The sequence below is a fragment of the Cryobacterium fucosi genome, from assembly GCF_004403515.1.
GTDB lineage: Bacteria > Actinomycetota > Actinomycetes > Actinomycetales > Microbacteriaceae > Cryobacterium > Cryobacterium fucosi.
Genome location: NZ_SOHH01000061.1, coordinates 81,557 through 106,471, shown reverse-complemented (window position 1 = coordinate 106,471; position 24,915 = coordinate 81,557). Strand labels below are relative to the sequence as shown.

General features: G+C 69.1%; 27 protein-coding genes. 9 read left to right on the top strand and 18 right to left on the bottom strand.

Annotation, left to right across the window (positions count from 1 at the left end; genetic code table 11):
- Window positions 1-51 precede the first annotated feature (51 nt).
- The 5 genes from E3T48_RS07565 (at window position 52) to E3T48_RS07545 (ending at window position 4,261) form a co-directional block, all read left to right on the top strand.
- Entirely contained in the window at window positions 52-906 is an 855-nt protein-coding gene (locus E3T48_RS07565) for an ABC transporter permease (RefSeq protein ID WP_166789670.1), read from the top strand.
- Between the two features lie 280 nt (window positions 907-1,186).
- On the top strand, window positions 1,187-1,828 hold the full coding sequence (locus E3T48_RS07560) for a hypothetical protein (RefSeq protein ID WP_134523374.1): 642 nt from the start codon (window positions 1,187-1,189) through the stop codon (window positions 1,826-1,828).
- Window positions 1,829-1,930: 102 nt separating this feature from the next.
- Window positions 1,931-2,377 (top strand): DUF2269 family protein, encoded by a 447-nt coding sequence (locus E3T48_RS07555; RefSeq protein WP_134523372.1) that lies wholly within the window; start codon window positions 1,931-1,933, stop codon window positions 2,375-2,377.
- A 98-nt stretch (window positions 2,378-2,475) separates the two neighbouring features.
- Entirely contained in the window at window positions 2,476-2,745 is a 270-nt protein-coding gene (locus E3T48_RS07550; RefSeq protein WP_134523370.1) for an SHOCT domain-containing protein, read from the top strand.
- A gap of 28 nt (window positions 2,746-2,773) precedes the next feature.
- Window positions 2,774-4,261 (top strand): MFS transporter, encoded by a 1,488-nt coding sequence (locus tag E3T48_RS07545; protein WP_166789666.1) that lies wholly within the window; start codon window positions 2,774-2,776, stop codon window positions 4,259-4,261.
- A 168-nt stretch (window positions 4,262-4,429) separates the two neighbouring features.
- On the opposite strand, the gene E3T48_RS17405 is transcribed toward E3T48_RS07545, so the two are convergent.
- The 3 genes from E3T48_RS17405 to E3T48_RS07535 form a co-directional block, all read right to left on the bottom strand.
- The gene (locus E3T48_RS17405; protein ID WP_255455819.1) at window positions 4,430-4,555 is read right to left on the bottom strand and encodes a hypothetical protein; all 126 of its coding nucleotides are present in this window, start codon (window positions 4,553-4,555) and stop codon (window positions 4,430-4,432) included.
- 211 nt (window positions 4,556-4,766) lie between these two features.
- Window positions 4,767-5,864 carry a YVTN family beta-propeller repeat protein gene (locus E3T48_RS07540; RefSeq protein ID WP_134523366.1) on the bottom strand — a complete coding sequence of 366 codons (1,098 nt, stop codon included), beginning with the start codon at window positions 5,862-5,864 and terminating at the stop codon, window positions 4,767-4,769.
- A 308-nt stretch (window positions 5,865-6,172) separates the two neighbouring features.
- A complete protein-coding gene (locus tag E3T48_RS07535; RefSeq protein ID WP_134523365.1) occupies window positions 6,173-6,679 on the bottom strand; it encodes a MarR family winged helix-turn-helix transcriptional regulator in 507 nt (168 codons plus the stop codon).
- A 45-nt stretch (window positions 6,680-6,724) separates the two neighbouring features.
- Here E3T48_RS07535 and E3T48_RS07530 point away from each other — a divergent pair, with 45 nt between their 5' ends.
- A complete protein-coding gene (locus tag E3T48_RS07530; RefSeq protein WP_198417639.1) occupies window positions 6,725-7,624 on the top strand; it encodes an EamA family transporter in 900 nt (299 codons plus the stop codon).
- Here E3T48_RS07530 and E3T48_RS07525 read toward each other — a convergent pair.
- From E3T48_RS07525 to E3T48_RS07485, 9 genes are all read right to left on the bottom strand, one after another.
- Window positions 7,569-8,630 carry a DsbA family protein gene (locus E3T48_RS07525; protein WP_134523363.1) on the bottom strand — a complete coding sequence of 354 codons (1,062 nt, stop codon included), beginning with the start codon at window positions 8,628-8,630 and terminating at the stop codon, window positions 7,569-7,571. The genes E3T48_RS07530 and E3T48_RS07525 overlap by 56 nt on opposite strands.
- Window positions 8,631-9,860, bottom strand: coding sequence for an aminotransferase class V-fold PLP-dependent enzyme (locus E3T48_RS07520; RefSeq protein ID WP_134523361.1), 1,230 nt, complete (start codon window positions 9,858-9,860; stop codon window positions 8,631-8,633). It abuts the gene before it with no gap.
- Window positions 9,861-9,895: 35 nt separating this feature from the next.
- A complete protein-coding gene (locus E3T48_RS07515) occupies window positions 9,896-11,407 on the bottom strand; it encodes a multicopper oxidase family protein (RefSeq protein WP_134523359.1) in 1,512 nt (503 codons plus the stop codon).
- Window positions 11,407-11,697, bottom strand: a complete 291-nt coding sequence (locus E3T48_RS07510; protein WP_134523357.1) for an SHOCT domain-containing protein — start codon at window positions 11,695-11,697, stop codon at window positions 11,407-11,409. Before E3T48_RS07510 ends, E3T48_RS07515 begins: the two co-directional genes overlap by 1 nt.
- Before the next feature lie 101 nt (window positions 11,698-11,798).
- Window positions 11,799-12,761, bottom strand: a complete 963-nt coding sequence (locus tag E3T48_RS07505) for a F510_1955 family glycosylhydrolase (protein WP_134523356.1) — start codon at window positions 12,759-12,761, stop codon at window positions 11,799-11,801.
- Window positions 12,762-12,775: 14 nt separating this feature from the next.
- On the bottom strand, window positions 12,776-13,438 hold the full coding sequence (locus tag E3T48_RS07500; RefSeq protein ID WP_241986710.1) for a DUF305 domain-containing protein: 663 nt from the start codon (window positions 13,436-13,438) through the stop codon (window positions 12,776-12,778).
- A gap of 43 nt (window positions 13,439-13,481) precedes the next feature.
- Window positions 13,482-14,021, bottom strand: coding sequence for a hypothetical protein (locus E3T48_RS07495; protein ID WP_134523354.1), 540 nt, complete (start codon window positions 14,019-14,021; stop codon window positions 13,482-13,484).
- 165 nt (window positions 14,022-14,186) lie between these two features.
- A complete protein-coding gene (locus tag E3T48_RS07490) occupies window positions 14,187-14,744 on the bottom strand; it encodes a gluconokinase (protein WP_134523502.1) in 558 nt (185 codons plus the stop codon).
- Window positions 14,745-14,778: 34 nt separating this feature from the next.
- The gene (locus tag E3T48_RS07485) at window positions 14,779-16,224 is read right to left on the bottom strand and encodes a GntP family permease (protein ID WP_241986709.1); all 1,446 of its coding nucleotides are present in this window, start codon (window positions 16,222-16,224) and stop codon (window positions 14,779-14,781) included.
- A 255-nt stretch (window positions 16,225-16,479) separates the two neighbouring features.
- On the opposite strand from E3T48_RS07485, the gene E3T48_RS07480 reads away from it, so the two are divergent.
- On the top strand, window positions 16,480-17,229 hold the full coding sequence (locus tag E3T48_RS07480; protein ID WP_134523352.1) for a FadR/GntR family transcriptional regulator: 750 nt from the start codon (window positions 16,480-16,482) through the stop codon (window positions 17,227-17,229).
- 62 nt (window positions 17,230-17,291) lie between these two features.
- Here E3T48_RS07480 and E3T48_RS07475 read toward each other — a convergent pair whose 3' ends face one another.
- On the bottom strand, window positions 17,292-18,578 hold the full coding sequence (locus E3T48_RS07475) for an ATP-binding protein (RefSeq protein WP_134523350.1): 1,287 nt from the start codon (window positions 18,576-18,578) through the stop codon (window positions 17,292-17,294).
- Window positions 18,579-18,790: 212 nt separating this feature from the next.
- Window positions 18,791-21,412, bottom strand: a complete 2,622-nt coding sequence (locus E3T48_RS07470) for an excinuclease ABC subunit UvrA (RefSeq protein ID WP_134523348.1) — start codon at window positions 21,410-21,412, stop codon at window positions 18,791-18,793.
- A 205-nt stretch (window positions 21,413-21,617) separates the two neighbouring features.
- Here E3T48_RS07470 and E3T48_RS17400 point away from each other — a divergent pair, with 205 nt between their 5' ends.
- A complete protein-coding gene (locus tag E3T48_RS17400; protein WP_255455818.1) occupies window positions 21,618-21,743 on the top strand; it encodes a hypothetical protein in 126 nt (41 codons plus the stop codon).
- Window positions 21,744-21,751: 8 nt separating this feature from the next.
- Window positions 21,752-21,928, top strand: a complete 177-nt coding sequence (locus E3T48_RS16700) for a hypothetical protein (RefSeq protein ID WP_166789665.1) — start codon at window positions 21,752-21,754, stop codon at window positions 21,926-21,928.
- 100 nt (window positions 21,929-22,028) lie between these two features.
- Here the strand turns inward: E3T48_RS16700 and E3T48_RS07465 are convergent, their stop codons facing one another.
- The 4 genes from E3T48_RS07465 to E3T48_RS07455 form a co-directional block, all read right to left on the bottom strand.
- Complete coding sequence (locus E3T48_RS07465; RefSeq protein ID WP_134523347.1) at window positions 22,029-22,577, bottom strand: helix-turn-helix domain-containing protein; 549 nt, start codon at window positions 22,575-22,577, stop codon at window positions 22,029-22,031.
- Window positions 22,578-22,585: 8 nt separating this feature from the next.
- Window positions 22,586-22,717 carry a hypothetical protein gene (locus tag E3T48_RS17395; RefSeq protein WP_255455817.1) on the bottom strand — a complete coding sequence of 44 codons (132 nt, stop codon included), beginning with the start codon at window positions 22,715-22,717 and terminating at the stop codon, window positions 22,586-22,588.
- 284 nt (window positions 22,718-23,001) lie between these two features.
- On the bottom strand, window positions 23,002-24,015 hold the full coding sequence (locus tag E3T48_RS07460; protein WP_241986708.1) for an acyl-CoA thioesterase: 1,014 nt from the start codon (window positions 24,013-24,015) through the stop codon (window positions 23,002-23,004).
- A gap of 321 nt (window positions 24,016-24,336) precedes the next feature.
- Window positions 24,337-24,819: a heme-degrading domain-containing protein gene (locus E3T48_RS07455; RefSeq protein WP_134523345.1), complete on the bottom strand. Its 483-nt coding sequence runs from the start codon at window positions 24,817-24,819 to the stop codon at window positions 24,337-24,339.
- Window positions 24,820-24,915: the final 96 nt, after the last annotated feature.

The following is a 24,915-nucleotide window of genomic DNA, read 5'->3' as shown; positions in this document are numbered from 1 at the left end:
ACCCGGCCCACGGATGCCGCGGCATCCGTCACGCCGGTGACCGGGCCGCAGATGACCGGCGCCCAGGCGGCTGACCGGCCGCGGCCCTCCTCCGGCTGGGCGCTGATGGTGTCCGAGCTCACCGTGCTGTTCCGGCGTCGCCGCACGTGGGCGATGCTGCTCGCGCTCGCCGCCGTCCCGGTGCTGATCGCCGTCGCCGTGCGGCTGGCCAGTTCGCCCGTGGCGCCGGGGCGCGGCCCGCCCTTCCTCGACCGGGTCGCCCAGAACGGCCTGTTCGTGGCGATCACCGCGATGGTGGTCTGCATCCCGCTGTTCCTGCCGCTGACGATCGGCGTCGTCGCCGGCGACACCATCGCCGGCGAGGCCGGCCTCGGCACGCTGCGCTACCTGCTGGTGGCCCCGGCCGGGCGGGTGCGCCTGCTCATCGTCAAGTACGCGGGTGCCGCCGTGTTCTGCCTGGCCGCCACCCTCACCGTCGCCGTCTCCGGCGCGGCCATCGGCGCCGCCCTGTTCCCGATCGGCCCGGTCACGCTGCTCTCCGGCGACACCATCGGGGTGGGCGAGTCCGTTCTGCGTTCCCTGCTCATCGCCGGGTACGTCACCGTCTCAATGCTCGGGCTCTCGGCGATCGGCCTGTTCATCTCCACCCTGACCGAGGTGCCGGTGGGGGCGATGGCGGCCACGATCGTGGTCTCGGTGGTGGCGCAGGTGCTCGACGCGCTCCCGCAGCTGGACTGGCTGCATCCGTGGCTGTTCAGTCACTACTGGCTCGACTTCGCCGACCTGTTGCGTCAGCCGCTCGAGTGGACGTCGTTCGGGAACAATGCGCTGCTGCAGGGCGGCTACCTGCTCGTCTTCGGGGCGCTGGCCTACGGCCGGTTCGTCACCAAGGACATCCTGTCCTGAGCCGCCCGGTGGTCGAGCGACTCGGTGGTCGAGCGACTCGGTGGTCGAGCGACTCGGTGGTCGAGCTTGTCGAGACCAGATCGCGCCGGGGTCTCGACGGGCTCGACCACCGGTGACGGGCTCGACCACGGGTGACGGGCTCGACCACCGGTGACGGGCTCGACCACGGGTGACGGGCTCGACCACCGGTGACGGGCTCGACCACCGGTGACGGGCTCGACCACCGGTGACGGGCTCGACCACCGGCTACGCTCGAAGGCAGGAGAGCCAGGGAGAAACCGTGACGCATTCGTATCCGCTCTATCAGGCCATCCGGGCCCAGTGCTTCTGCTGCCAGGCGCTGCAATCCTTCACGTTCACCTCCGCGACCGACCAGGTTGTCTGCGCGATGTGCCTGCACCACCTCGGCGACGACAAGGCGGAGCGCCGGGACGCCGAACACGTGCAACTCTGGCTGGCGCAGTACGCCGACCTGCAGGAGGTGCACCGGAGAGGCGTCGAGAAGGCGAACCTGGATGCCGCAGAGGCCGCCGCGACGATCCTGACCCTGACCGGGCAACTCGACGAGCTCCGCGGGCTGGTCGCCGGGCGTTTCGATCGAACGGTGAGCGGGGACATCCGTGGCCTGCTCGAAAATGACCTGGTCAGGCGCGCCGAACGCCGCGGCATGCTGGCACTGCGTCAGCTGGACTGGGCGATGGCCGTGATCTGGCGGCTCGGGATGCTGCACCACGACGACCTGGCACACCCCGGCTCCTGCGTCTGCGGGCGGCCCGTCACGGCCTGCGCCGAGGGGCGTGCGCTCGACCCGCAGCGGCAGGCCGTGCGCGACTGGGAGAAGAAGAACCTGGCACTGCTGGCGGCGGCTAAGCGCCACGGCCTCCCCGACGACCACCACCGGGTTGCCGGGGCAGGTGCCTGACGGCCTCCTTGACTCCGTCGCTTGCCCTCACCTCGCCGACGAGTAGCGACCACCCGGGCGAGGCGGGCGGATCCCGTCCGGGCGACGCTCTACGCTGAAGCCATGGATACTCTGTTCACCACCCTGCACATCGTCGCCGCGGTCTTCATCGTCGGCCCGATGGCCGTCCTGCCGATGACCGCCATGCGTTCCATCCGTACGGGGGAGGCCGGACAGGTCAGCTCGCTGGCGAAGTCGGTGAACCTGTTCACGCTCCTGTCGATTGTCGTCGCCGTCTTCGGGTTCGGCGCGCTCGCGATGGGGAGCGGCTATTCCTTCACCTCGACCTGGGTGCTGCTCTCGATCGTCGCCTATGCGATCGCGCTGGCGATCAACCTGTTCGTGGTGGTGCCGGCCTTGCGCCAGGCGGCGGAGGCCATCACGGCCGGAGCGGGGGTCGCTGCAGCTCCCGACATGAAGGTCGCCGGATACTCCCGGGTCGCCATGGGATCCGGGATCTCCTCGCTCCTGCTGGTCATCGTCGGCGTGCTCATGGTCTTGAAGCCGTAGCCCGCGAGGTCGGCGTCAGTGTCCCTCGACACGCCACCGAAGAGTAGAGTCGGAACGTGCCGGGATCCCCGGCACAGGCACCAACAAGGAGACTCAGCATGATGTATTGGGGCGGCACTGACATCGGCGTCTGGGGCTACGTACTCATGATCGTCAGCATGGTGCTCTTCTGGGGCGCCGTCGTGACCGGGATCGTTCTTCTGGTTCGGTCCTTCGGACCGAGTTCCGAGCGGCGGATCGATCAGTCAGGGACATCATCGGCCGAAAGCATCCTCGCCGAGCGCTTCGCACGCGGTGAAATCGATGAATCCGAGTACACCGGCCGGGTCGCGGTGCTTCGGGGGAAAGACACCACCACACGTCCGTGATTGGACGACAGCGCCCAGGGCATTGCGGGTGAGTCTCGACGAGGGCAATCCGCGACCGCTGCGTCAGACCGCGGGTGAGAACAACCAGTCAGAGGCGCAGGGAACCGATCCGCGGCGCTCCCGGTGGAGCGTCCTGGCGGCGCTGACCCTGGTCACGTTCCTGCTACTGCTGGATGACACGGCGATCTCGGTGGCGCTTCCCTCGATTCAAAGGCAAATTGGACTGGAGTTCGGCGGGCTGGAGTGGGTGGTCAATGCCTACACGCTCGCCATCGCCGCATTCACGCTGGTCGGAGGTCGTCTCGCTGACCGCAACGGTGCCCGGCACATCTTCCTGTTCGGTCTCCTCGTCTTCATCATCGGCTCGCTCATTGCAGGGCTCGCTCCGAACGCCGGCTTGCTGATCGGCGCCCGCTCCGTGCAGGGGCTGGGGGCAGCGCTGGTCGCTCCCGCATCCCTCGCGCTCATCGCGGGAGCATTCCCGCGACACCTTCGGGGTACGGCGTTGGGAGTGTGGGCGGGAGTGTCGGCGACCGCGCTCGGAATCGGTCCACTGATCGGTGCACTCATCACTGATTCGCTGGGCTGGAACTGGATCTTCCTGCTGAACATTCCCCTGGGTGCGCTCGCCTGGCTGGTGGCGCGATTCCTCCTGGCGAAATCTCGCGCGCCAGAAACGACCCAGCGCCTGGACCTCGGCGGCGCGGCACTGTCCGCGGCTGCTCTGCTCACCCTCCTGCTCGGCCTCAACCAGACGACCGAATTCGGATGGGCGTCACCACTCGTCCTCTCGCTTTTCGCGTCGTCGGTACTCTTTTTCGTATTTTTCGTGGTGCACGAAGGCCGCACTCAGGATCCCCTGGTCGACCTGGCCCTGTTCAGGAACAGGTCCTTCACCGGAGCGAATACGGTCACCTTGCTCGCTACCGCGGTCATGTGCAGCCTTTTCTTTTTCCTGGCGCTCTACTTCCAGACCGTGCGCGGTTTCTCGGCTCTCGCCTCGGGTGCCAGCCTGCTGCCGCTGACCCTGACGATCATCAGCATCACTCCACTCGCGGGTCGTCTCTCAGACAAATTCAATCCGCGCACTCTGATCGTCGGGGGCATGTTGCTGCTCGCGACCGGACTGGCGGGGTTATCCGGGCTGACCGCCGACACCAGTGTCGGTGTCCTCATGGTGTGGTTGACCGTGACCGGTGTCGGCATCGCCCTGGCCCGGGCCCCCACGACAACGGTCGCCCTCGGAGCCGCCGATGGCTCCAACTATGGCGTCGCCGCCGGAGTGTTCAACACGTTTCAGGCCACCGGCCTTGCCCTCGGGATTGCCCTGATGAGCGCAATCCTCTCCACATTCGGACCGAATGCGGCGTTCGATCGAGAATTCGACGAGAGCCACCACCTGGCCTTCGTTCAGGGATTCTCGACGGCGCTCGCCGTGAACGCCGGTATAGCAGTCTTCGCGGCGATCCTGGCCGTCGTGATGCTACGGGGGACTCGGCGGGACAGCCGGCGGTAGGGTCGGCGACGGCGATCCGGCGGGTGAGCTGCCCTCGACGCAGAGTACGGCCAGCCGAACCCGTGCTTCGCCCGTCCTGCCGGCCTCAAGGATGGTCCTGGCCTGTCTGACCTCCGCGACCGAGACGCCATCCTGGTCTTCAGAGGCCAGTGCGTCGTTGATCATTGCCTAGGCCTGGGCAATGCCGGCGGGGGTGGTATCCGTGACCAGGAAGCTCAACGCCTGTTGAACCTTGACGTATCCCTCGTCGACGACCACTCCGCCTTCTGACCCTCCGTGGATGACGCAGCGCACGATATCACCGAATCGCGCAGGATGACACTGGGCGTGAAAAGGCCATGTGGCCAGCCAGTTTCAGGGCTCTGCGCCCCCCCTATCCCGCACGGGGGCGAATCGATCGCCCTCACCGATGAGGTCCTCGGCGTGCGCCAGGATTTTCTGGCCTGAGAGAGTCTGCCCAGCACCACGGGCCCGCCGATCACCCGGACGTGCAGGCCTCTCGGCCCTAGTGACCCATCGAAGGCGCGCCGTTTGAATCCATCCGGAGATCGAGTCCCGTCGCCGGGGAGCGTTTGACGACCTGAGTTGAGAAGCTGATTCCGTTCGGCGTGGATCCGACCGGAATTCGGGAGACGACCTTGAGCGACTTGAGGTCGAGGACGGCGACGCTGTCTTCAAACATATTGGTGATGTATGCGTGACGGCTGGACGGGTCGACGACGACGCCGTGGGCGCCCTTGCCAGTCTTCACGGTTTGCAGGACCGTGAACGTTTCGGTGTCAAGAACGGAGACTGTCGTGCCGGGTTTCTCCTTGGTGCCCTGGTTGGCGACGAGAAGAAACTTGTTGTCCGGGCTCACAAACGTCTGGATCGGTCCGGGGCCGACCGCTGTCTTTGCGACGAGTTTCCGGGTTGCCACGTCGACTTTCGCCACGGCGCCCTCCCCGCTGAGCGAGGTGTAGACGAAGCGTCCGTCCGGCGAGAAAGCCACTTGAGCGGGCGTCGTCCCGACCTCGACTTCAGCGACCTGTGAGTTGGTTGCAGTGTCGATCACGCTCAGCGTCGTACCGCCGATGTTGGCAACGTAGATCCATTCTCCGTCAGGACTCGGCCTGAGACCGTGCGGGCCGGTTCCGACCGCGATCGTGGCGGTGGACTCCATCGTCGTGGTGTTGATCGCCGTCACGGTGTTGTCGGCGTTGTTGCTGACGTAGCTTGTCTTCAGGTCCGGTGTGACGACAACATGAGTCGGCATGGCGCCCGTGGCGACCGTGCCGGTCACGGCCAGCGACGATGAGTCGATCTTGACCGCCATGGACGTCGTTCCGCTCACCGCCCATACCGAGCGTCCATCGGCTGACGCTTGCACATTGTGCGGGCTCTCGATGCCGGTCAGGGTGGTTGCTACCGTGTTCGACGCCGCGTCGATGGCCGTGAGGCTGCCACCGTCTTCGTTGGCGACCCAAACAGTGCCGGTCACGAGGTCCTCATGCGGGGAGGCCTGTGACTTCGTGTCATCGGCGGTGGCCACCAGGACCGCCGCCGCGAGGGCAAAGACGACGACCGGGATCGCACCGATGGCCACCGCGCGTTTTCTGTTCATTGCTTTCCTTCGCTCGTCGGTCATTTCGCTGCGGTTCACGGGAGCCATTGAACGAACCGATGAACCAGCACTATTAGTTACAATGCTATTCCTTTTAATTAGTCTGAGCTGAGAGTCGCCTTCGCGCCGATACGGCCAGGCGTTCGATCCGGGCCGGGGAGGCCGGATAGGTCACCTCGCTGGCTAAGCCGGCTTGCCGCAGCTCCGGATGCCAGGGACGCCGGCTACTCGCGCATCGCGATGGGGTCGGGGATCTCGTCGTTCCTGCTCGTGATCGTCGTAGTGCTCTTGGTCTGGAAGCCGTAGCCTCAGACTGATTCGTCCGCGGAGCGCGTCAGCGAGTCGGCCAGCGCCTGGAGCAGGGTCGCGAGGGCGGACCGCTGCTCCTCGTTCAGGCCCGCGAGCATCCGTTGCTCGGTGGCGACGTGGTCAGGTAGCGCCCGGTCGATCACCGCCAGACCCTCCGGGGTGAGGCTGACGTCGGTGCCGCGGCCGTCGGCCGCATTCGGGCTGCGGCGCACGAGGCCCTCCCGCTCAAGCCGGTTCAGCCGCTGGGCGATGGCGCTGGAGGTGACCATGGCGCTCAGGCCGATCTCGGTCGGTGTCAGCCGAAACGGCGTTCCGCTGCGCCGGAGGGTGGCGAGCACGTCGAAGGATGCCGCGTCGAGGCCGTGCCGGGCGAACGTGGCGCCGAGGCTCGCGTCGGCCAGCCGGGAGGTGCGGGCGAGCCGGCCGAGCACGGCCATCGGAGACACGTCGAGGTCGGGGCGCTCGGCCGCCCATTGGGCGAGGATACCGTCAACGTGGTCTGTCATGCATTCAATCTAGCTTTTTCCTAAGTACTTAGCTAATATCGCTAAGTGCTTAGTAATCGACTCTGGATGGTGCCGGCCACCATGGTGGCCCCGATCCTCTGGGGGACCACCTACCTGGTCACGACCCAGTTCCTGCCGGCCGACCGCCCGTTGTTGGCCGCAACCCTGCGCGCCCTGCCGGCCGGCCTTCTGATCGTGCTGTTGACCCGGAGGCTGCCCCGCGGTGCCTGGTGGTGGAAGTCGCTTGTGCTCGGCACGCTGAACATCGGCGCGTTCTTCGCCCTGCTGTTCCTGGCCGCCTATCGGCTGCCCGGCGGGGTGGCCGCCACGATGGGTGCGGTGCAGCCGCTTCTCGTCACGGTGCTGGCCGCCCGGTTCCTCGGCGACCGGGTCACCGGGCTGAGGGTTGTGGCGGGGGTCGCCGGGATCTTCGGCGTGGCGCTTCTGGTGTTGCAGGCCACGGCCCGGCTCGATCTGGTTGGTGTGCTCGCCGCACTCGGCGGCGCCGTGGTGATGGCCGTCGGCACGGTGCTCGCCAAGCGCTGGGGCCGGCCGGCGCATCCGCTCGTCAGCACCTCCTGGCAGCTCGTGGCCGGCGGGCTGGTGCTGCTCCCGCTCCTGCTGGTCGTGGAGGGGCTCCCGACGGAGCCCCTCACTCCGGTCAACCTCGCCGGCTACGCCTATCTCGCCGTGCTCGGCACAGCGCTCGCCTACACGCTCTGGTTCCGGGGGATCGAGAACCTGCCGGTGGCCTCCGTCGCCTTCCTCGGGCTGCTCAGCCCGATCGTCGCCGTCACCTGCGGCTGGGTGCTGCTGCGGCAGCCGCTCAGCCTCGGCCAGCTGCTCGGAGCGGCCATCGTGCTCGCGGCCGTGGTGGCCACGAACGCGGTCAGTCCAGGTCGCCGACCGAAACCAGCCCGTCGTGGCGGCGTCCGTCGAAGATGAGGGTCGGGATCTTCACGGTGTGGATCCGCTCCTCGACCAGGGTCTTGTTGTCGGCGATCACCTGGGCGACCTTCGCCGAACCGGCGACGGATGCGACGGTGTCGACCTGCGCCTGGCTCAACCCGAATTCACGCGCCCACTCCTGCAGCAAGGTGGTGGTCTCCGCCGGGTCCGCGCTGTTGATGGCGCTCTGCCACGACACGCCCTCGTCGTTCTCCTCGGTGTAGATCCGCTTGAGGATCTGCCAGTCGACCGGGGTTTTCGCGTCGGCGAGCGGGTTCAGGCGCAGGGCCTCGAGGTACTGGGTGACCAGCAGCGAGTTCGGGAATTTGTAGCCCGTCGCCGACTGGATCGGGAAGGCGATGTAGCTGAGGTTCTGGCGGTCGGCGAAGCCGGCCTCCTCGATGTTCTGGAACAGCTGCAGGCAGTAGGTGCAGCCGGGGTCGATGACCTCGAGAGCCGTCTCCTTCTTCGCGTCCAGGCCGTTCAGGTAGGTCGCGTTCGCCGGCAGGTACTCCAACGCGTCCCAGTTCTGCATCCGCGAGGGGATCGCGGAGAACGTCTCGCCGAGCCGCACGAAGTCGTTGCCGAAGGCACCGACGATGTCCCAGGCCGCGATGGATTCGCCGACGGTCGGGGTCTGGTCGGGGATCGAGCAAGCCTCGGCGCCCAGGCTGCAGGAGGCCGAGTCCTGCTTGTTGCAGGTGCCGTAGACGTAGAGGTTCGCCGCGCTTCCGACGACGACGTAGCCGCTCCAGAGCGTCGTGAGCACGACGAGGAACGCCACCACCTCGAGGGCGACACTGGCGGGGCCGACGAGTCCGGGGCGGCGCGCCGCGAGCGGCGCGAGCATGTGGTCCTTCAGGTCTTGCTTGAAGGTCGTGTCGCACGGGCGGAACGTCATCCGGCGAAGGGTGCAGCTCGCCGCTTTCGCGAGGTAGCGCCGGTAGCGCGCCGAGATGGCGGCCATGAACAGGAGAACGATGAAGGCGGCAATGCAGAACACTTAGGAGAGGCCTTTCATGAGGCGCGCGAGGGCGTCCTGCGCCCGGTCGACGTCCGCCGTGGTCGAATGCAGTCCGAGCGAGAAACGCAGCAGCGGGGGCAGGCCGAGGCGTTCCTTGAGGTAGTGGTGGGCGCAGAAGTAGCCGCTGCGCGCGGCGATGCCCGACTGGGAGAGGAAGACCGCGAGCCGGTGGGAATCCTGCTTCGGCGCGTAGACGCTGATCACCGGGCTGGCCGCGGTGTTGACCATGGTCAGGCCGGGGATGTCGGAGAGCGAGTCGAAGAGCCGCTCCGACAGGGCCGAGACGTGTTCGGCGGGGGGCCGGCCGCCGGGGCGCACCTGGCCGAGCCAGTCGGTCGCGTGGCGGAGGGCGATAATCTCGGCCCAGGCCTGCAGCCCGGGTTCGAGCAGGGCGCCCGGGTCGTTCGGCAGCAGGTCGTAGGAGTCTTCACGGACATCCGCGACCATGCCGCCGCCGACGAAGGAGAGCTCGAGCGAGGACAGCAGCTCGCGCCGGGCGACGATCACGCCCAGGCTCGCGCCGTACATCTTGTGCGCGGAGAAGCAGATCGCATCCGCGTCGGTCTTCTGCAGCAGGGCGCGTTCGTGCGCCATCGACTGCGCGGCGTCGAGGATGACGATCCCGCCCTTGGCATGGGTGTCGCGCACGAGGTCGGCCAGGTTCGTCAGGAGCCGGCCGTCGATGTTCGAGGCGGCATTGACGACCACGACCGCGCGTTCGAGCTGGGCCGGTTCGTAGAGCAGGGCGCCGTCTTCGGCCCGGCCGAGCACGAGCCGGGGGACGCCGAGTCGTTTCGCGGCCGTCATGGTGGGCAGGAACACCGAGTTGTGCTCGACGTGGCTGGTGACGACCCGGGCGTAACGGCCCAGCGGCAGCTGCTGCAGCAGCAGGTTCAGGCCGAAGGTCGTGTTCAGGGTGAAGGACACCGCGTAATGGCGGCCCGACAGGCCGAGCAGGCCCAGAACGCCCTGGCGTGCGGCCGCCACCTCGTCATCGACGCGCCTGCCCCAGGCGTATTTCACCCGGCCGCCGCACGCGTTGTAGCTGGTGTAATACTCCGTCAGCGCATCCAGCACCGGCTGGGGGCGCAGGCTCTGGCAGGCGGAGTCGAGGTAGACCACCCCGGGGTCGAGGTAGGAGAAGTCGGCCAGACGAGTGGTCTCGACCGCCTCCGGCGTGGTCCGCCGGAAAAGCCCGCTGTGTTTCATGTCCTGATTCTTTCCGGTCCACTCCAGGGGAGTGGTCAGTTTGCGGCGCGGGCGTCGATGACGCCCATCATGCCGTTGTCTTCGTGGTCGAGGATGTGGCAGTGGTACACGGTCTTGCCGGTGAACCCGGTGAAGGCGACCCGCACCCGCACGGCCGAGCGGGCCGGCACGTTGACGACGTCCTGCCAGAGCACGGAGTCCACGGCCCGGCCTACCCGTTCGACGACCTGCATCGGCCACACGTGCAGGTGCACGGGGTGGTCCATCTGGCTGGCGTTGGTCAGGGTCCATTCCTCGACGCTGCCGCCCTGCACGGTGGTGTCGACCCGGCCGCCGTCGAATTCGCGGCCGTTGATGGTGAAGCCCATGCCCCCGCCGCCCATCATGCCGCCCATGCCCATCTCGAAGACGAATTCGCGGCGCGCCGTGACGGTGGCACCGCGGAGGTCCACTGGTGTGGCCTGGCGGGGGATTGCCGGCAGCGAGTCGGCCGTGTCGCCGGCACCGGCATCCGCACCCTCGACAGTCACCGTGGCGAGGGTGACCTCGGCGAGGGAGGATCCGCGACCCCCGCCCATCATGCCGTCGCTGCCGCGATCGTAGGGAACGGCGCGCAGGGCAGTGCTGCCCTCACTCGCGGTGACGAGCAGATCGGCTCGATTGCCGGGTGCCAGCATCACCTCGTCCACCTTCTCCGGTTTGGCGAACCGGCCGGAGTCCAGACCGAGAAGGTGCAACTCCTGCCCGTCGAGGCGGAGTCGCAGGTAGCGCGAGGCGCAGGCGTTCACTATTCGCCAGCGTTCGCGTTCGCCCGAACGGATGTCCACCGACGGCTTCAGCTGGCCATTCACCAGCACCAGCTCACCCTCTCGGCCGTGCATCCGTTCGGCCACGGTCGACCGGGTCAGATTGCCGGCGGAGTCCAGGGTGAGGTCGGAGATCACCAGTACGCGTTCGCGGGTGACCGGGATCGGCAGAGGGTCGTCGACGACGATCGCGCCGTACAGCCCGCCGAAGACCTGGCCGGCCGCGACTCCGTGGTGGTGCGGGTGGTACCAGTAGAGACCGGGCGGGTGGTCGGCCGGCAGCCGGAACTCGTAGTCGAACGAGTCGCCCGGTTCGACCACAACGAACGGGTTGTCACTGTTGCCCTCTGGAGAGACGTGCAGCCCGTGGGTGTGAAGGTTGGTGGGGTCGGTGAGACCGTTGCGCAGGGTCACCGCGAGCCGGTCCCCGGCCCGCACCCGCAGCGTCGGGCCGGGGAGGCCGCCGTTGTAGCCGAGGGTCGTGGCGTTCCGGCCGCCGATCCGCATTCGGCCGGGGGAGGCATCCAATGTCACCTCGAGCACGCCGTCACGACTCCTCTGCTCGGTCGGCTGGCGCAGCGGCTCGCCGGATTTCGCCCTGAAGGCCGACCGGGCGACCGGCTCGCCGAACGGGGTGAAGCCGGGCTGAGCGGTCCAGAGCAGGCCGGCGCCGCCGATCGCGGTGCCGGCCAGCCCCAGGCCGCCGAGGGTGACGGCGGTCCGGCGGCTGATCGGCTCCACTAGGCTTCCTCGCCGAGAACCTGGATCTGTTCGCGGTACTGCTCGGACGTGAGCTCGCCCTGTGCGAAACGCTCGTCGAGAATCTGGCGGGCGCGGCTGCGACCCTGGGCGAGCGGCGGCTGGGCTGCGGGCGGCTGCAGTCCCGGTGCGTCCCGTCGGTCGATCCCGGTGCGGTCGATGCCGCCGCTGAACAGCCGCACCAGGAGCACGACCAGCAAGGCGATGCCGACCAGTGCCAGCAGGCCGAACACCCAGCCCCAGCCCATTCCTCCTCCATAGCCCCACATCATGATCTGTCTCCCTTCGTGTGCGACGGTGTCTCCGTCAGTGTAAGTATGCCCCCGGGGGTAATTTCGGGCGCCGAGCCCGCGGTCTGCGGCTGGTCCATGACTCAGGCCTCTGCCGGGACGAGAACCGTCCAGCTCGCCCCGAAGTCGTCGCTCGCCACGACGCCGCGGTCGTCTGCGGCGAGGATCCACGGCACGCTGCCGCCGACATAGCTGAGGGCGACGGGGGCGCCCTCGGTGCGACCGCCCTTGGTCCAGGGACCGGCCGCGGATTTCTGATGCCAGACCACGCCCTCCGGGTCGATGCCGACGAGTCCTCCGCCGGTCAGTGCATCGCCGACGTCGATCAGGAACAGTGTCGGTGCGTCGGGCTGCAGGCTGAAGCTGCGGCCGGCATCGCTGCTGCCGACGAGTCCGTCGGCCGTGGTCGCGAAGACCTGGTCCGGGTTCGCCGGGTCGGCCGCGAGGTCTCGCAACGGCACGGTTTCGCCCGGTGACCAGGTCGCGCCCGAGTCGTCGCTGATAGCCAGGGTGCCCGTGCCCGAGTTGTAGCCGTACACCCGCAGATCGTCGCCGGACAGAGGCACCGCGTCGAGGTCGTGGAAGTCGGTCTCGCCCTGGAGCGACAGCTGAGTCCAGGTTTCCGCGGCATCCGTGCTGGAGATCAGGCCCAGGTTGGGCAGGGCGAGGTCCGACGGCGCGTCGGGATCAGGATGCCCGGAGGCCAGCAGCAGGCCGGGTGCGGCCACCGTGAAGCCCATGACGTCCAGCACGCGGCCGGCGATTTTCGCCGGCTTCGAGATGTCGCCCGCCGAGGACCTGGCCGGGTAGCTGGCCGGAAGGGCGTCGGTGGGGATCAGCCACACCCCCTGATGAGTGGCCACAAAGGTCTTTCCGGCCGCGGTGTCCGTGCCGAGGCCGTGAATGTGTTCGAAGCCTTCGGCTGCGGCCGACCGGGCCGCCGGGCCGGCATCCGGGCTCGGCGCACACCCGGCCAGGATGATCGCGAGGCCGGTCGTGAGGGCGGCGGCACCGCCGAGGTGCCTGGTTCTGGGAGAGGAGATCATCGTGTTCCCCGGGTCTAGAGCGTAGCGAGGAGGTCGGTCATGACGGCGATCTCCTCGGTCTGCGAGGCGACGATCGCTTCGGCCAGGGCGAGGGCGTCCGCGTCCTTGCCGTCGGCCAGTTCGGTCTTGGCCATGGCGATGGCGCCCTTGTGGTGGGCGACCATCTGGGTGAGGTAGATCCGGTCCGCATCCGGCCCGGTGGCGTTGTCGAGCGTCATCATGTCCGCGTCGCTCATCATGCCGTCGGTGCCGTGGTCCATCTCCGCCATCGAATCCGTGGGCGCCCCCCAGGCCTTCAGCCAGGCCTTCATTCGAGTTATCTCCGGAGCCTGGGCGGCCTTGATCGTCGTCGCGAGCGCGGTCACCCGCGGGTCGACGTTGGCCTTGGCGAGCATGCCCTCGCTCATCTGCACGGCTTGTTCGTGGTGGGGGATCATCATCTGGGCGAATTCGATGTCGGCGGTGGAGGCGTCGGCCGCTGAGGCGTCCGCCGTGCTGGACGGGCCGGCGGATTCGCCGGAGCCGGTGCCGGTCGTTGCCCCCGAGCAGGCGCTCAGGGTGAGGGCGGTCGCGATCGCGGCCAGGGTGAGGAGGGAAATGCGCGAGGTGCGCGAGGAAAGCTGCATTTTGGTCGTCCATTCGTCGGGGAAGTGAGTGAAACCGGTGGCCGTTGACACGGCGAATCCACGCTGCCGGAGTGGGCGCGCGGGCGGGTTCGGTCTAAACGCGACTGATGGAGAGAAGGGTGAGGCTGGGGCGGTGCAGGTGCAGCGGGATGGCCCGGAAGGTGTCATTGACGAAGCCGCCGGAGGCGAAGACCAGCCCCGGGTCCGACGGCATCCGCGCGAGAACGGCGTTGGAGTTGACCATGAGCACGGCGGAGCACAACATCGACGCCGAATCGCCGCCGCCGAGGGAATTGTGCTGTGAGCACAGCGCCGGCTGCTTCGCGGGCGCGGCCAGGGTCATCGTCGGACCGGTGCGCGTCGCATGCGTCGTCGGCCTCGTGGACGTGACCGGGAGCATATCCGTCACCAGGGTCGCGCTGGCCATCTGATGCGTGGCCGTGCCGGTCGTCCCTGTATCGGCCATGGAATGCCCCGCGCCGGTGGAGGGGTGCGCGATCAGGGAGAGGAGCGCGACCAGGGCGAGGAACGTCGCGGCCAGGGTCAGCAGGGAGAGGAGCGCGGCGCGAAGACGGGAACCGTGTGCGACAAACGCGTGGCCGGCTGGTAGCGCGAAGGAGACGATCGGGCTCATCTCACCTCCGCTCGTCCGGCACGGATGTGCGGCCCGGACACCGGCCGGACACACCGGCAGGTACCCGATCAGAGTAGCCGAACTCGGCGGGGAAACCCTGTGAGCCGCCATTGCGCACGAGCGGCCCCGCGAAACCGGGGCCGCTCGTCGGTCGATCGGTGGGGGTCAGGCTCCCTGGGCCGGGACGCCGCGGCCGACCGAGGACTTCCCGGGCTCCGGGGCGCCCAGGCTCGAGGAGCCCGGGCGCGGCGCGAGGGCGAGGCGTCGAACGATCTCGGCGGCCTCTTCGGCCGGCGCGCGGCCGGCGTCGATGGTGATCGCCCGCTCGTCGGCATCCGGCGCCTCGAGGGTCGCCACCTGCGAGTCGAGCAGGGAGGTCGGCATGTAGTGGTCGTGCCGGGTGGCGAGCCGCCGGCCGATCAGGTCCTTCGAACCGGCCAGGTGCACGAAGATCACATTGTGCTCCCGCAGCACGTCGCGGTAACGGCGCTTGAGCGCGGAGCAGGTGATGATCCCGGGCACGCCCGCCATGGTGTGCTCGATGATCCACGACGAGATGGTGTCGAGCCACGGGGCGCGGTCCTCGTCGTTCAGGGCGTGGCCGGCGGACATCTTGTCGATGTTCTCCTGCGGGTGCAGGTCGTCACCCTCTTCCAGGTCCCAGCCGAGCTGGCCGGCGAGGATGCCGGCCACCGTCGACTTTCCGGAGCCGGAGATGCCCATGATGACGAGTACGGGCTGTTGGTTCTCGAACACGCTAGATCACGATGTTCAGGAGGAGCACGCCGGCCAGGCCGGTGACGGAGATGAGGCACTCCATGATGGTCCAGGTCTTCAGGGTCTGCCCGACGGTGGTGCCGAGGTATTCCTTGACGAGCCAGAAGCCCGCATCGTTGACGTGCGAGAGGAACAGGGAACCGGCGCCGATCGCGAGCACCATCAGCGAGAGCTCCGTGCCGCCCAGGCCGGCGGCAACGGGGGCGAGGATGCCGGCGGCGGTGACGGTCGCGACCGTCGCCGAACCGGTGGCGACGCGCACGAGCGCGGCGACGAACCAGGCCAGGACCAGCACCGAGACGCTGCTGCCGGCGACGGCATCCGCGATCACGGTTCCGATCCCGGTGTCGATCAGCACCTGCTTGAACCCGCCGCCGGCGCCGACGATGAGGAGGATTCCCGCGATCGGGGGCAACGAGTCGGCGAGCGACTTTGAAACCGCGGCGCGATCCATGCCGCCGCCGCGACCGAAGACGATCATCGCGTAGATGACGGCCAGACCCAGGGCGATCATCGGCGTGCCGAGGAAGTCGAGCGTGGCGTTCAGCGGAGCCGTGGAGCCGGGGGCCAGGGCGTTGGCGACCGACTTGCCCAGCATGAGCACCACGGGGAGCAGGATGCCGGAGAGGGTGATCAGGAAGCTCGGGCGTTTGGTCAGCGTCTCGCCGGCAGCCAGGTCCTCGGTGGTGATGAAGAGGGCGGGCACCGGCACGGAGACCCAGCGGCTGGCGAACTTGCTGAAAATCGGGCCGGAGATGATCACCGTGGGGATGGCGACGAGCACGCCGATCGCGAGGGTGAGGCCGAGGTTGGCGCCGAGGGCCGTGACGGCGACCAGGGGGCCCGGGTGGGGCGGCACGAGGCCGTGCATGACGGATAGTCCGGCGAGGGCGGGGATGGCGATCCGGATGAGGGACATCCCGCTGCGGCGTGCGACCAGGATGATCACCGGGATGAGGAGCACGAGGCCGACCTCGAAGAACATCGGCAGGCCGATCAGGCCGCCGATCAGTGCCATCGTCCACGGCAGCGTGCGAACGCTGGAGCGGGTGACCAGCGAGTCGACGATGCGGTCGGCTCCTCCGGAGTCGGCGAGCAGCTTGCCGAACATGGCGCCGAAGCCGACGAGGATGCCCACGCCCGCCATGGTGCCGCCGAAGCCGGTGCTGAAGCTGGTGACGGCGGCGCCCGGTGCGAGCCCTGCGCCGGCGCCGACGCCGACGGCGCCGATCGCGAGGGCGAGGAACGGGTGGACCTTGAGCCAGGTGATCAGCACGATGATGACGGCGATGCCGACGATCGCGGCGATGATTAGCTGGGCGTCGCTTCCGGCCGGGGTGATCGGCACAACCGGCGCGGGCGCCGCGGTCGCAAGGGAGAGATACATCTGGATGTCCATTCCGAGGCCGCGTCCCTGCGACCCCATCGTCATAAGTGGCGCACGGGGAGTCGTCCGGCCGGCTGCGAGTCCGGCATAGTGGGAGGAGACACCGTGCGGTAATAAATCTGATAAATCAGATAATTGAGTGTTGCATACCTCACGTGGTTTTGGGAAGAGCGATCACGCAATCCACCGATACGATCGCGGGACAGCGATCGCTGATACCGGTCACCGCACCGCGGTCGCCGAGAGCGAGCGCCGAGAGCGAGCGCCGCGAGCGGCCCAAAGAAGGAAGCACTGATGATCACTGGAGCTGGCCCCGGATCGTGGCGCGAACGAGGGCTGCACGCCCGGGTGCTGAACTCTCTCGGCCAGGAGATCGTCGACGGACGGTACGCGCCGGGGGACATCCTGAACCTGGACGAGATCGCCGCGGCCTTCGCCGTGTCCCGCTCGGTGCTGCGCGAGGCCCTGCGGGTGCTGCAGTCGCTCGGCCTGGTCGAGCCGCGCCAGCGGGTCGGAACGCAGGTGCTCCCGCGCGAGGCCTGGGACCTGATGAACCCGCAGATCATCATCTGGCGCGGCCGGGGGCCGGAGTACTTCACCCAGATGCGCGAGATGCTCGAGCTGCGGCTCGGGATCGAGCCGGTCGCCGCCCGGCTGAGCGCCCGCCTGATGACGGATGCCCAGCTCACCGCCGTCGCCGAGGCCGCCGCGGCGATGGTCGCCGCCGATCTCGCCGGCGACGGCCGCCGGTTCCTGGAGTCGGACATCGCCTTCCACTCCCTGATCCTGACCGGCTCGGGCAACAGCGTGATGGGGCACTTCGCCGGCACGGTCGCCGCCCTGCTGCGCACCAGGGAGGAGGAGAAGAGGTTCACCATCACCGAGTACACCCCGCCCTCCGCGCACCGGCACAACCAGCTCGCCGTTGCGCTCGCCGGGCGTGACGCCGACGCAGCCTACCGCTGGTCGTACGCGACGATCGAGGCCACTCTGGCCGAGTTCATGCAGGAGGCGGGCGACGCCGCGAGCCGGCCGGTGGTCTGACGCCCCGGCATCCGGCCGGGCCCCTCGACCTGACGCCCCGGCATCCGTTCAGTGCCGCATGATCAGAGCCGGGCGAGCCGCTCGATGTCCTCCAGGAACTCGGCCGCCACCTGGGCAGACACCGTGGTGCGGGTCGACCGGATCGCCGCCAGGTAGTCGTCGGTGCCGGGGCCGCTCGGGTCGGCGTCGTTTTGGTCCTCGAAGAGAGCCCGCTCCAGCGCCTGCTGTGAGGCGCGCCGGGCGGCGTACTCGATGTCGGCCGGGGAGAAGCCGCCGCTTGCCTCCACCAGGGTGGCCAGGTCAACGGAGTCGGCGAACGGTTTGGGGATGTAGCCCTCCCAGATGGCCTGGCGGGCGGCGACGTCGGGCAGGCCGATCGGGATGACATAGTCGAACCGGCCGTGCCGCAGCAGCGCCGAGTCGAGGGCGCGGATGAAGTTGGTCGCGCAGACGAGCAGCCGGCCGGGCTGTTCCCGGAAGGCGGGAATGATCTTGAGCAGCTCGTTGGTCACGCCCTGCAGGGGCGAGGGCGGTTCACCGCCCCGCTGCGCGGCGATCTCCTCGACCTCGTCGATGAAGACGACCGCGTGCTCGAGCTCGGAGATCTTGAGGAACGTCTCCCGGAGTGCGCCGGCCAGACCCTGGGGATCCCCGGCCAGCCTCGACGGGAACACCTCGACGAACGGCCATTCGAGCCGGGAGGCGATGGCCTTGGCGAAGGTCGTCTTGCCGGTGCCCGGCGGCCCGAAGAGCACAACGGCCTTCGGCGGCACGACGCCGTACCGGTCGGCCATCTCCGGCTTGGAGAGCGGCATGACGAGTCGCCGTTCGAGCAGCTCCTTCTCCTTGCGCATGCCGCCGACCCCGGCCCACAGGTCCCGGGGGAGGATGCGGCCGCCCAGCTCGCTGAGGGCGCGCAGGCCCTCCCGTTGCACCGGGATGTGGCGCTCGAAGTAGCGCAGCTGCTTCTTCACCTCGAAGCCGCGGTTGAGGAATGCGTCGACCCGGCTGGCGGTCTCCGGCATCAGGGCGGACAGCTTCGTTATCCCGTGCGGCGCCATCCTCGCCTCGAGGGCCGCGAGCATGGCGGTACCGATGCCCTGGCTCTGCCAGGACTGCCGGGTGGCGAGGAAGACGATCCAGCCCTGGGCGTGAGCGGCCCGGCCGACAGCCGCGCCCACCACCTCGTCGCCGTGCAAAGCGACGACGGCGTGGTCCATCTGGCAGGATGCCATCACCTCGGAGAGCCCGTACACCGGCTCGGTCTTGGCCGCCGTGATCTCCTGCCAGAGCTGCAGGATGCCGTCGAGATCGTCGGCATGGAAGTCCCGAATACGCCAACCGGTCATTGAGGCTCCTTCGCGCCATGAGGTGTGTGACAAATCTAGGTCACCGGGCGGCGGTCGCGCCCACCGGCATCCGTCGTCGCCGCGTGCCGCGTCGCCGTCGCGGACGCCGGGGATGGAGTTTGTGGGACACGCCGCGTTGATCGGGCGCGCGACACGGCGGGTCCGAAAATTCTCCGTCCGAACGAGCCTGGCGGCGCTCTCGGCGCGGCCGGTCAGAGTGCGTTGGCGTCGGCCAGGCGCCGGGCCAGGTAGGGGGCGGTGCGGCTCCCGGCGTGCGCGGCCACGGTCTCAGGCGGCCCGGAGACCAGGATGCGGCCGCCCGCGTCGCCGCCGGCCGGCCCGAGGTCGATCACCCAGTCGGCCGCGGCGACCACGTCGAGGTCGTGCTCGACCACGATCACCGTGTTGCCGGCGTCGACGAGCCGATTCAGCTGGGTCAGGAGCAGTTGCACGTCGGCGGGGTGCAGGCCGGTGGTCGGCTCGTCGAGGAGGTAGAGGGTGTGGCCGCGGCGGGCGCGCTGCAGCTCGCTTGCGAGCTTGATCCGCTGCGCCTCGCCGCCGGAGAGCTCGGTGGCCGGCTGGCCGAGCCGGAGGTAGCCGAGGCCGACCTCGCGAAGGGTGCCCAGGCTGCGCGCGGCGGCCGGGACGCCGACGAGGAACTCCGCGGCGGCGTCGACGGTGAGGCCGAGCACCTCGGCGATGCTGAGCCCGTTGTAGACGATCTCCAACGTCTCGGGGTTGTAGCGGGAGCCGCCGCAGGCCGGGCAGGGTGCGTAGCTGCCCGGCAGGAAGAGCAGTTCGACGGCCACCGACCCCTCGCCGAGGCAGGTCTCGCAACGGCCGCCAGCCACGTTGAAGGAGAAGCGACCGGCGCCGTAGCCGCGCGCGCGGGCCTCGTCCGTGCCGGCGAACGCCGAGCGCACCGCGTCGAAGAGCCCGGTGTAGGTGGCCAGGTTGGACCGCGGGGTGCGGCCGATCGGCTTCTGGTCCACCCGCACGAGGCGGTCGACGGCGGCCAGCCCGGTGAGGCGGTCGACGGTCGCTCGGGCGGGGAGCGGGGCGGGGGCGCCGGGGCGGGAGATGTCCTCGTCGCCGGTGGTGTCGGCATCCCTGGTGTCGGTGTCCGTGTCGTCAGGATGCAGCTCGTGCCGCACGGCGTCGGCGAGCACCTGGCTGACGAGGGTGGACTTGCCGGACCCGGAGACCCCGGTGACCGCCGTGAGCACGCCCAGCGGGAAGCGGGCGTCGAGGGCACGGAGGTTGTGGCGGCTGATGCCGTGCAGGCCGAGCCACTCGGCGGGCGCCCGGCGGTCCGGCCCGGCCGGGGCGGGGGACCGGACCGCGGAGCCGTCGGCGTTCCCGGATCCGTTCTCGGTGCCGGTCCCGGCGAAGAGAAAGCGACGGGTGATCGACTCCGGCACGTCGGCCAGGCCGGCGATCGGCCCGCTGTAGAGCACGGCGCCCCCCTCGGTGCCGGCCCGCGGCCCGACGTCGACGACCCAGTCGGCGCTGCGGACGACGGCCATGTTGTGCTCCACGACGAAGACGGAGTTGCCGGATTCCTTGAGTTGCTCGAGCACCACGAGGAGCGGTTCGGCGTCGGCCGGATGCAATCCGGCAGAGGGCTCATCGAGCACATAGATCACGCCGAACAGCCCGGAGCGGAGCTGGGTGGCGATCCGCAGGCGCTGCATCTCGCCGGGCGAGAGGGTGGGGGTGGCCCTGGCCAGGCTCAGGTAGCCGAGGCCGAGTTCGAGCAGCACCTCGAGCCGGGAGAGCAGGTCGCGGGTCAGCGTGACGGCGACCTCGGTGACCTCGCCGGATGCCGCATCCGGCCGGGCCGCCCCGGCCTCGGTGAGCGCCGCCGTGGGCCGGATGACCTCGGCGAGGCCGGTCAGCGGCAGCGCGGCCAACTCGGCGATCGACCGGCCGGCGAAGGTGACCGTGAGGGCGGCGGGGGTCAGCCCGGTGCCGCCGCAGAGGGGACACGGCCCCGACTCCACGAAACGCAGCGCCCGCTCGCGCTGGCTCTGGCTCTTCGAATCGGCCAGGGTGTGCATGACATAGCTGCGCGCGCTCCAGAACCGGCCCTGGTAGGGCTTGGCGATCCGGTCGCGCTGCGGCACGACCTCCACCACAGGCTGTTCCTCGGTGAACAGGATCCAGTCGCGTGCGGCGGGGGGAAGGTCCCGCCAGGCGGTGTCGACGTCGTAGCCGAGCACGATCAGGATGTCGCGCAGGTTCTTGCCCTGCCAGGCTCCCGGCCAGGCCGCGATCGCCCCGTCGCGGATGCTCAGGGTCGGGTCGGGCACGAGGGAGCCGGCCGTGACGGTGTGTGCGATGCCCAGCCCGTGGCACTGCGGGCACGCTCCCGCGGCGGTGTTCGGTGAGAACGAGTCTGACTCCAGGCGCACGGCGCCGGCGGGATATGTGCCTGCGCGGGAATACAACATCCGGAGCGAATTGGAGAGGGTGGTGAGCGTGCCGACCGATGATCGGGAGCTGGGGGTTCCGCGTCTCTGCTGCAGCGCGACCGCCGGCGGCAGCCCGGTGATCTCGTCGACCCGGGGGCTGTGCCCCTGCTGGATCAGCCGGCGGGCGTAGGGGGCGACCGATTCGAGGAACCGCCGCTGGGCCTCGGCGAAAATGGTGCCGAACGCCAGGGAGGACTTGCCGGAGCCGGAGACCCCGGTGAAGGCGACGATCGCATCGCGCGGGACGTCGACGTCGACGTCCCGCAGGTTGTTCTCCCTCGCACCGCGCACGCGCACGAAGCCGGTGCGCGGGTCGAGGGTCGGTTCGGTGGAGCGTGAGGCGCGGGGCTGCGTTTGCATCAGGACGACTCTAGTGGGCGCGGCTGGCCGATACCCGTTCCGGCGGAGGTATCATAGGGGTTGCGATCCCGTCCACTGATGGTGGTGGGTCGGTGGGACATCTCTCGTGCAGTCCGATGCCAAACCGTGACAATCTCGATCGTCCATTCATTGAACAAGGCTCAGCGGCGTGCCGTTCACTTCACGTGTGAGACTGAGAGACCCATTGGCCGATTCCACGAACATTTCAACGATCCAGTACGTCTCGGCGCTTCGGTGGGCCGCGCTCAAGCGGGAGTTCGTCTCTCGCCAGGTGGCCGCCGGCCGCAGCCGGGACCAGGGTCGGGACTGAGAGCGACAGTGGCTGACCCGTCCGCAACCGAAGCGACGCAACCGTCGCCGGTGAACCAGGTGTCACTGCCGCGCTGGGCGGAACTCAAGCGCGCCTATGTGGCGCGCCAGGGCAAGGACCACGTCGGGTCGACGGCGGGCGCGGAAAACGCGGCCGACCCTGACCCGATCGCCTCGGAGAGCTGACTTGCCCGTCCCGCGCGGCTGAGGTGCGGGAATGTCACGCTCGCGCGCTCGACGAGGGTGTGTGACGAGGGTGCTTTGTCCGCAACTCAGCGTGGTTTTTTTACGGGGCGGGTGCCAGCATCCACAGCACTTCGCACTCCTCGGAGTCGGACGCGTTTTGCCAGGTGTGCGGGTCGCGGCCCCGGAAGGTCATCGCGTCGCCCGCGCCGAGGGTGAACGTCTCCTCACCGATGACGATGGCCAGGGTGCCGCGCAGCACGTAGGCGAACTCGATCTCGGTGTCGAGCACGTACAGGTCCTGGCCGGCCGAGCCGCCGGGGTCGATCACGGACCGGATCACCTCGACCTGGTTCTGGGTGCCGGGCGTCAGCAGGCTCTCGGTCGCGCCCCGGCCACCGAAATTGATCGGCGAGCCGTGCCCCGCGCGCACGATCTGGGTCGGGGGAGCCTCGAACAGCTCGCCGACCCGCAATCCGACGGCGTCGCAGATGGCCACCAGGGTGGCAACGGACGGCGAGACCTGGTCGCGCTCCAGCCGGCTGACGAATCCCTGGCTGATCCCGACGCTGGTGGCGACGGCCTCGAGGGTGAGCCCCTTGCCCAGCCGCGCCGCGCGCAGTCGCGAGCCGATCGGAACCTGTCGTGCCATGGGGATCCCTACAATTCGAGGTGCAGCGCCACCGCGCGGACCGGGGCGCCGTCGGCTGCTTCAAAGGCTATCGGTACCAGCGAAATGACCGGACCGGCGAAATCGATCGAGGCGATATTGGTGAGGTTCTCGCTGATCACGCCACCGACGTCGGCGATGAGGTGGTGTACGGGAAAGCCCTCGCCGGGGTGCGTCTCGTCGGGGGTCTCGTCGATGTTGATGGACCGGTCGGTGCCGCAGGAGCGGCTCGAAACGCGCGCCGCCTACGAAGCGCTGTGGCGAGACTGGGAGAAGACCAACGGGTTCCGCGTGCTGGGCTGCACCTCGGCGAGCCGGCGCCTGCAACTCTTCGGCACGGTCGCGGTGTTCAGCCACGACGTGACGACGGTGCTCGATCCCGACGGGGTGGAGGAGACCCGGCAGCCTAGGGTCGGCGGAAGAGCTCCACGGGCATCATCGCGAGCGGCGCGCGCAGGGCGATGAGCGCCCTGGCCTGCTCGTCGAGGGCCTCGTCCTCCGCGGTGATCAGGGTGAGCGGGGTGACCGGTTCGGCGTACCCGTCGGGCCCGATCGCGACGAAGATGCTCATGCACGCGGTGGTGAGCTGGAGGTCGTGCGGGTTGCGCGGGCTGCCCGAGCGAACCCGGACACTGATGTGCATGCTGCGATGACCGGTGTGGATGAGCCGGGCATCCACCTCGACGATGTGCCCGATGTGGATGGGCCGGTAGAAATGTATGCCGCCCGAGTAGACCGCGACGGCAGTCTCCGAGCTCCAGCCCGCGGCGGTGGCGAACGCCGCCTCGTCGATCCAGCGCATGACCGTGCCGCCGTGGGCGTTGCCGCCCCAGTTCGCGTCGGCCGGGGCCGCGAGGAAGCGGAAGACGGTGCGTGGCGTCGTACCGTCATCCGTATATTCCGCTGCGCGCATGACCGACTGGATGCGCTTGCGCGGTTCGAGCCGGGCCCGGGCGTTCTGTTGGAGGGAGCGGTCCACGTCCGAACGCGGGGTCCAGGTTGGCACCTCCCTGGGCTTGCCGGTCTCGTCGACGGCGACGAAGACGAGGATGCAGTGGGTCGCCGGGCTGTAATCCCGGGCGCGCACATCCGTTGTCTCGACGGCGACGAGCACGTGCATGCTCGTGCGTCCGGTATGGATGATCCGGGCGTGTACCTCGACGAGGTTGCCCGGCTTGATCGGGCGGGTGAAGTGGACATTGCCGACGTATGCCGTCACCGTGTCCGAGGCGCTCCAGCCGACCGCGCAGGCGTAGGCCGCCTTGTCGATCCACTCCAGCACGCTGCCGGCGGCGACCGTTGCGCCAGAGGCTGCCACGTCCTGGGGCACGGCCATGAAACGCAGGGTGATGCGGTCGGCGGGCTCCGCGCCCCGGGTGCTGTCGTCGGCATCCGGTGTCGGCGTCGTCGGTGTGGTCACGGGAACTCCAAGGGAGCCAGGTCGGGGGCTGGCTTCCAGAATCGCACGCCTGGCCGCCTATCGGAAAAAGGTCAGGCCTGCAGCCGGATCGAGGCCCGGAGAAGCGCGCAGCAGGCCGGCGGCGCGGGCCCCGGCCGGCCGGATCGTGATCCGAGGTTACATCTGTCCGAGCTCGAACATCTGCAGGCTGAACCGGCCCTTGCCTTCGCTGAGGCAGGGATGACCCTCGGCGAGGGCCTTGGCCTCCTCGAGACCGGCGGCCTCGACGATGCTGTACCCGGTCAGGTCTTTGGCCTAAGCAGGCGCCGGGGTGGATCAGGCTCAGCCCTGGACCAGGCGGTGCTCCGCGAGCACCTCGACCACGAAGTCGTGGTCGTCGCGCTGGGCCAGGCCGGAGACGCCGACCACCCCGATCAACGAGCCGCGCACACGCAGGGGGAAGGCGCCCCCGTGCGCGGCGTGGGTGGCCGGGTCGAGGTTCGAGGCGGTGCGGAAGTCACGGCCGAGCGAGCGGAAGCGCGTACCCACCGCGAACGAGGAGTTCGCGAACCGGCGCACCACCCGGAACTTGTTCTCGAGCCAGGCGTCATTGTCGGCGCTCGAACCGGGCAGCGCCGCATGGAAGACGCGCTGGTCGCCGAACGTCATCGACACGGTGATCGGATGCCCGCGCAGCGAGCCGAGCTCCACCAGCCGGGAGCCCACCGCCCAGGCGTCGCCGAAGTCGAAGGAGTCGAATTGGATGGTGCGTTCCTGGTCGAGCAGGGTGATGAGGAGGTCTGCCGCCTCCGATGCATCCGTCATGGTCCGCCTTTCGCGCGAGCGCGTCGGAGTGCGCCCGGAGCCCCAGTCTTCCACGCGGTCGGGGCATCGACGCCGGGGCGAACCTGCCAGACGCCG

What these genes read in the sequence shown, in the direction of transcription:
- E3T48_RS07490 (WP_134523502.1), bottom strand. Translation starts at nt 14,744, where the DNA reads ATGGGCATCTCCGGCTCCGGAAAGTCGACGGTGGCCGGCATCCTCGCC.
- E3T48_RS07540 (WP_134523366.1), bottom strand. Translation starts at nt 5,864, where the DNA reads ATGAACAGAAAACGCGCGGTGGCCATCGGTGCGATCCCGGTCGTCGTC.
- E3T48_RS07565 (WP_166789670.1), top strand. Translation starts at nt 52, where the DNA reads ATGACCGGCGCCCAGGCGGCTGACCGGCCGCGGCCCTCCTCCGGCTGG.
- E3T48_RS07505 (WP_134523356.1), bottom strand. Translation starts at nt 12,761, where the DNA reads ATGATCTCCTCTCCCAGAACCAGGCACCTCGGCGGTGCCGCCGCCCTC.
- E3T48_RS07550 (WP_134523370.1), top strand. Translation starts at nt 2,476, where the DNA reads ATGATGTATTGGGGCGGCACTGACATCGGCGTCTGGGGCTACGTACTC.
- E3T48_RS07480 (WP_134523352.1), top strand. Translation starts at nt 16,480, where the DNA reads ATGATCACTGGAGCTGGCCCCGGATCGTGGCGCGAACGAGGGCTGCAC.
- E3T48_RS07455 (WP_134523345.1), bottom strand. Translation starts at nt 24,819, where the DNA reads ATGACGGATGCATCGGAGGCGGCAGACCTCCTCATCACCCTGCTCGAC.
- E3T48_RS07485 (WP_241986709.1), bottom strand. Translation starts at nt 16,224, where the DNA reads ATGGGGTCGCAGGGACGCGGCCTCGGAATGGACATCCAGATGTATCTC.
- E3T48_RS07475 (WP_134523350.1), bottom strand. Translation starts at nt 18,578, where the DNA reads ATGACCGGTTGGCGTATTCGGGACTTCCATGCCGACGATCTCGACGGC.
- E3T48_RS07520 (WP_134523361.1), bottom strand. Translation starts at nt 9,860, where the DNA reads ATGAAACACAGCGGGCTTTTCCGGCGGACCACGCCGGAGGCGGTCGAG.
- E3T48_RS07535 (WP_134523365.1), bottom strand. Translation starts at nt 6,679, where the DNA reads ATGACAGACCACGTTGACGGTATCCTCGCCCAATGGGCGGCCGAGCGC.
- E3T48_RS07495 (WP_134523354.1), bottom strand. Translation starts at nt 14,021, where the DNA reads ATGAGCCCGATCGTCTCCTTCGCGCTACCAGCCGGCCACGCGTTTGTC.
- E3T48_RS07465 (WP_134523347.1), bottom strand. Translation starts at nt 22,577, where the DNA reads ATGGCACGACAGGTTCCGATCGGCTCGCGACTGCGCGCGGCGCGGCTG.
- E3T48_RS07510 (WP_134523357.1), bottom strand. Translation starts at nt 11,697, where the DNA reads ATGATGTGGGGCTATGGAGGAGGAATGGGCTGGGGCTGGGTGTTCGGC.
- E3T48_RS07470 (WP_134523348.1), bottom strand. Translation starts at nt 21,412, where the DNA reads ATGCAAACGCAGCCCCGCGCCTCACGCTCCACCGAACCGACCCTCGAC.
- E3T48_RS07555 (WP_134523372.1), top strand. Translation starts at nt 1,931, where the DNA reads ATGGATACTCTGTTCACCACCCTGCACATCGTCGCCGCGGTCTTCATC.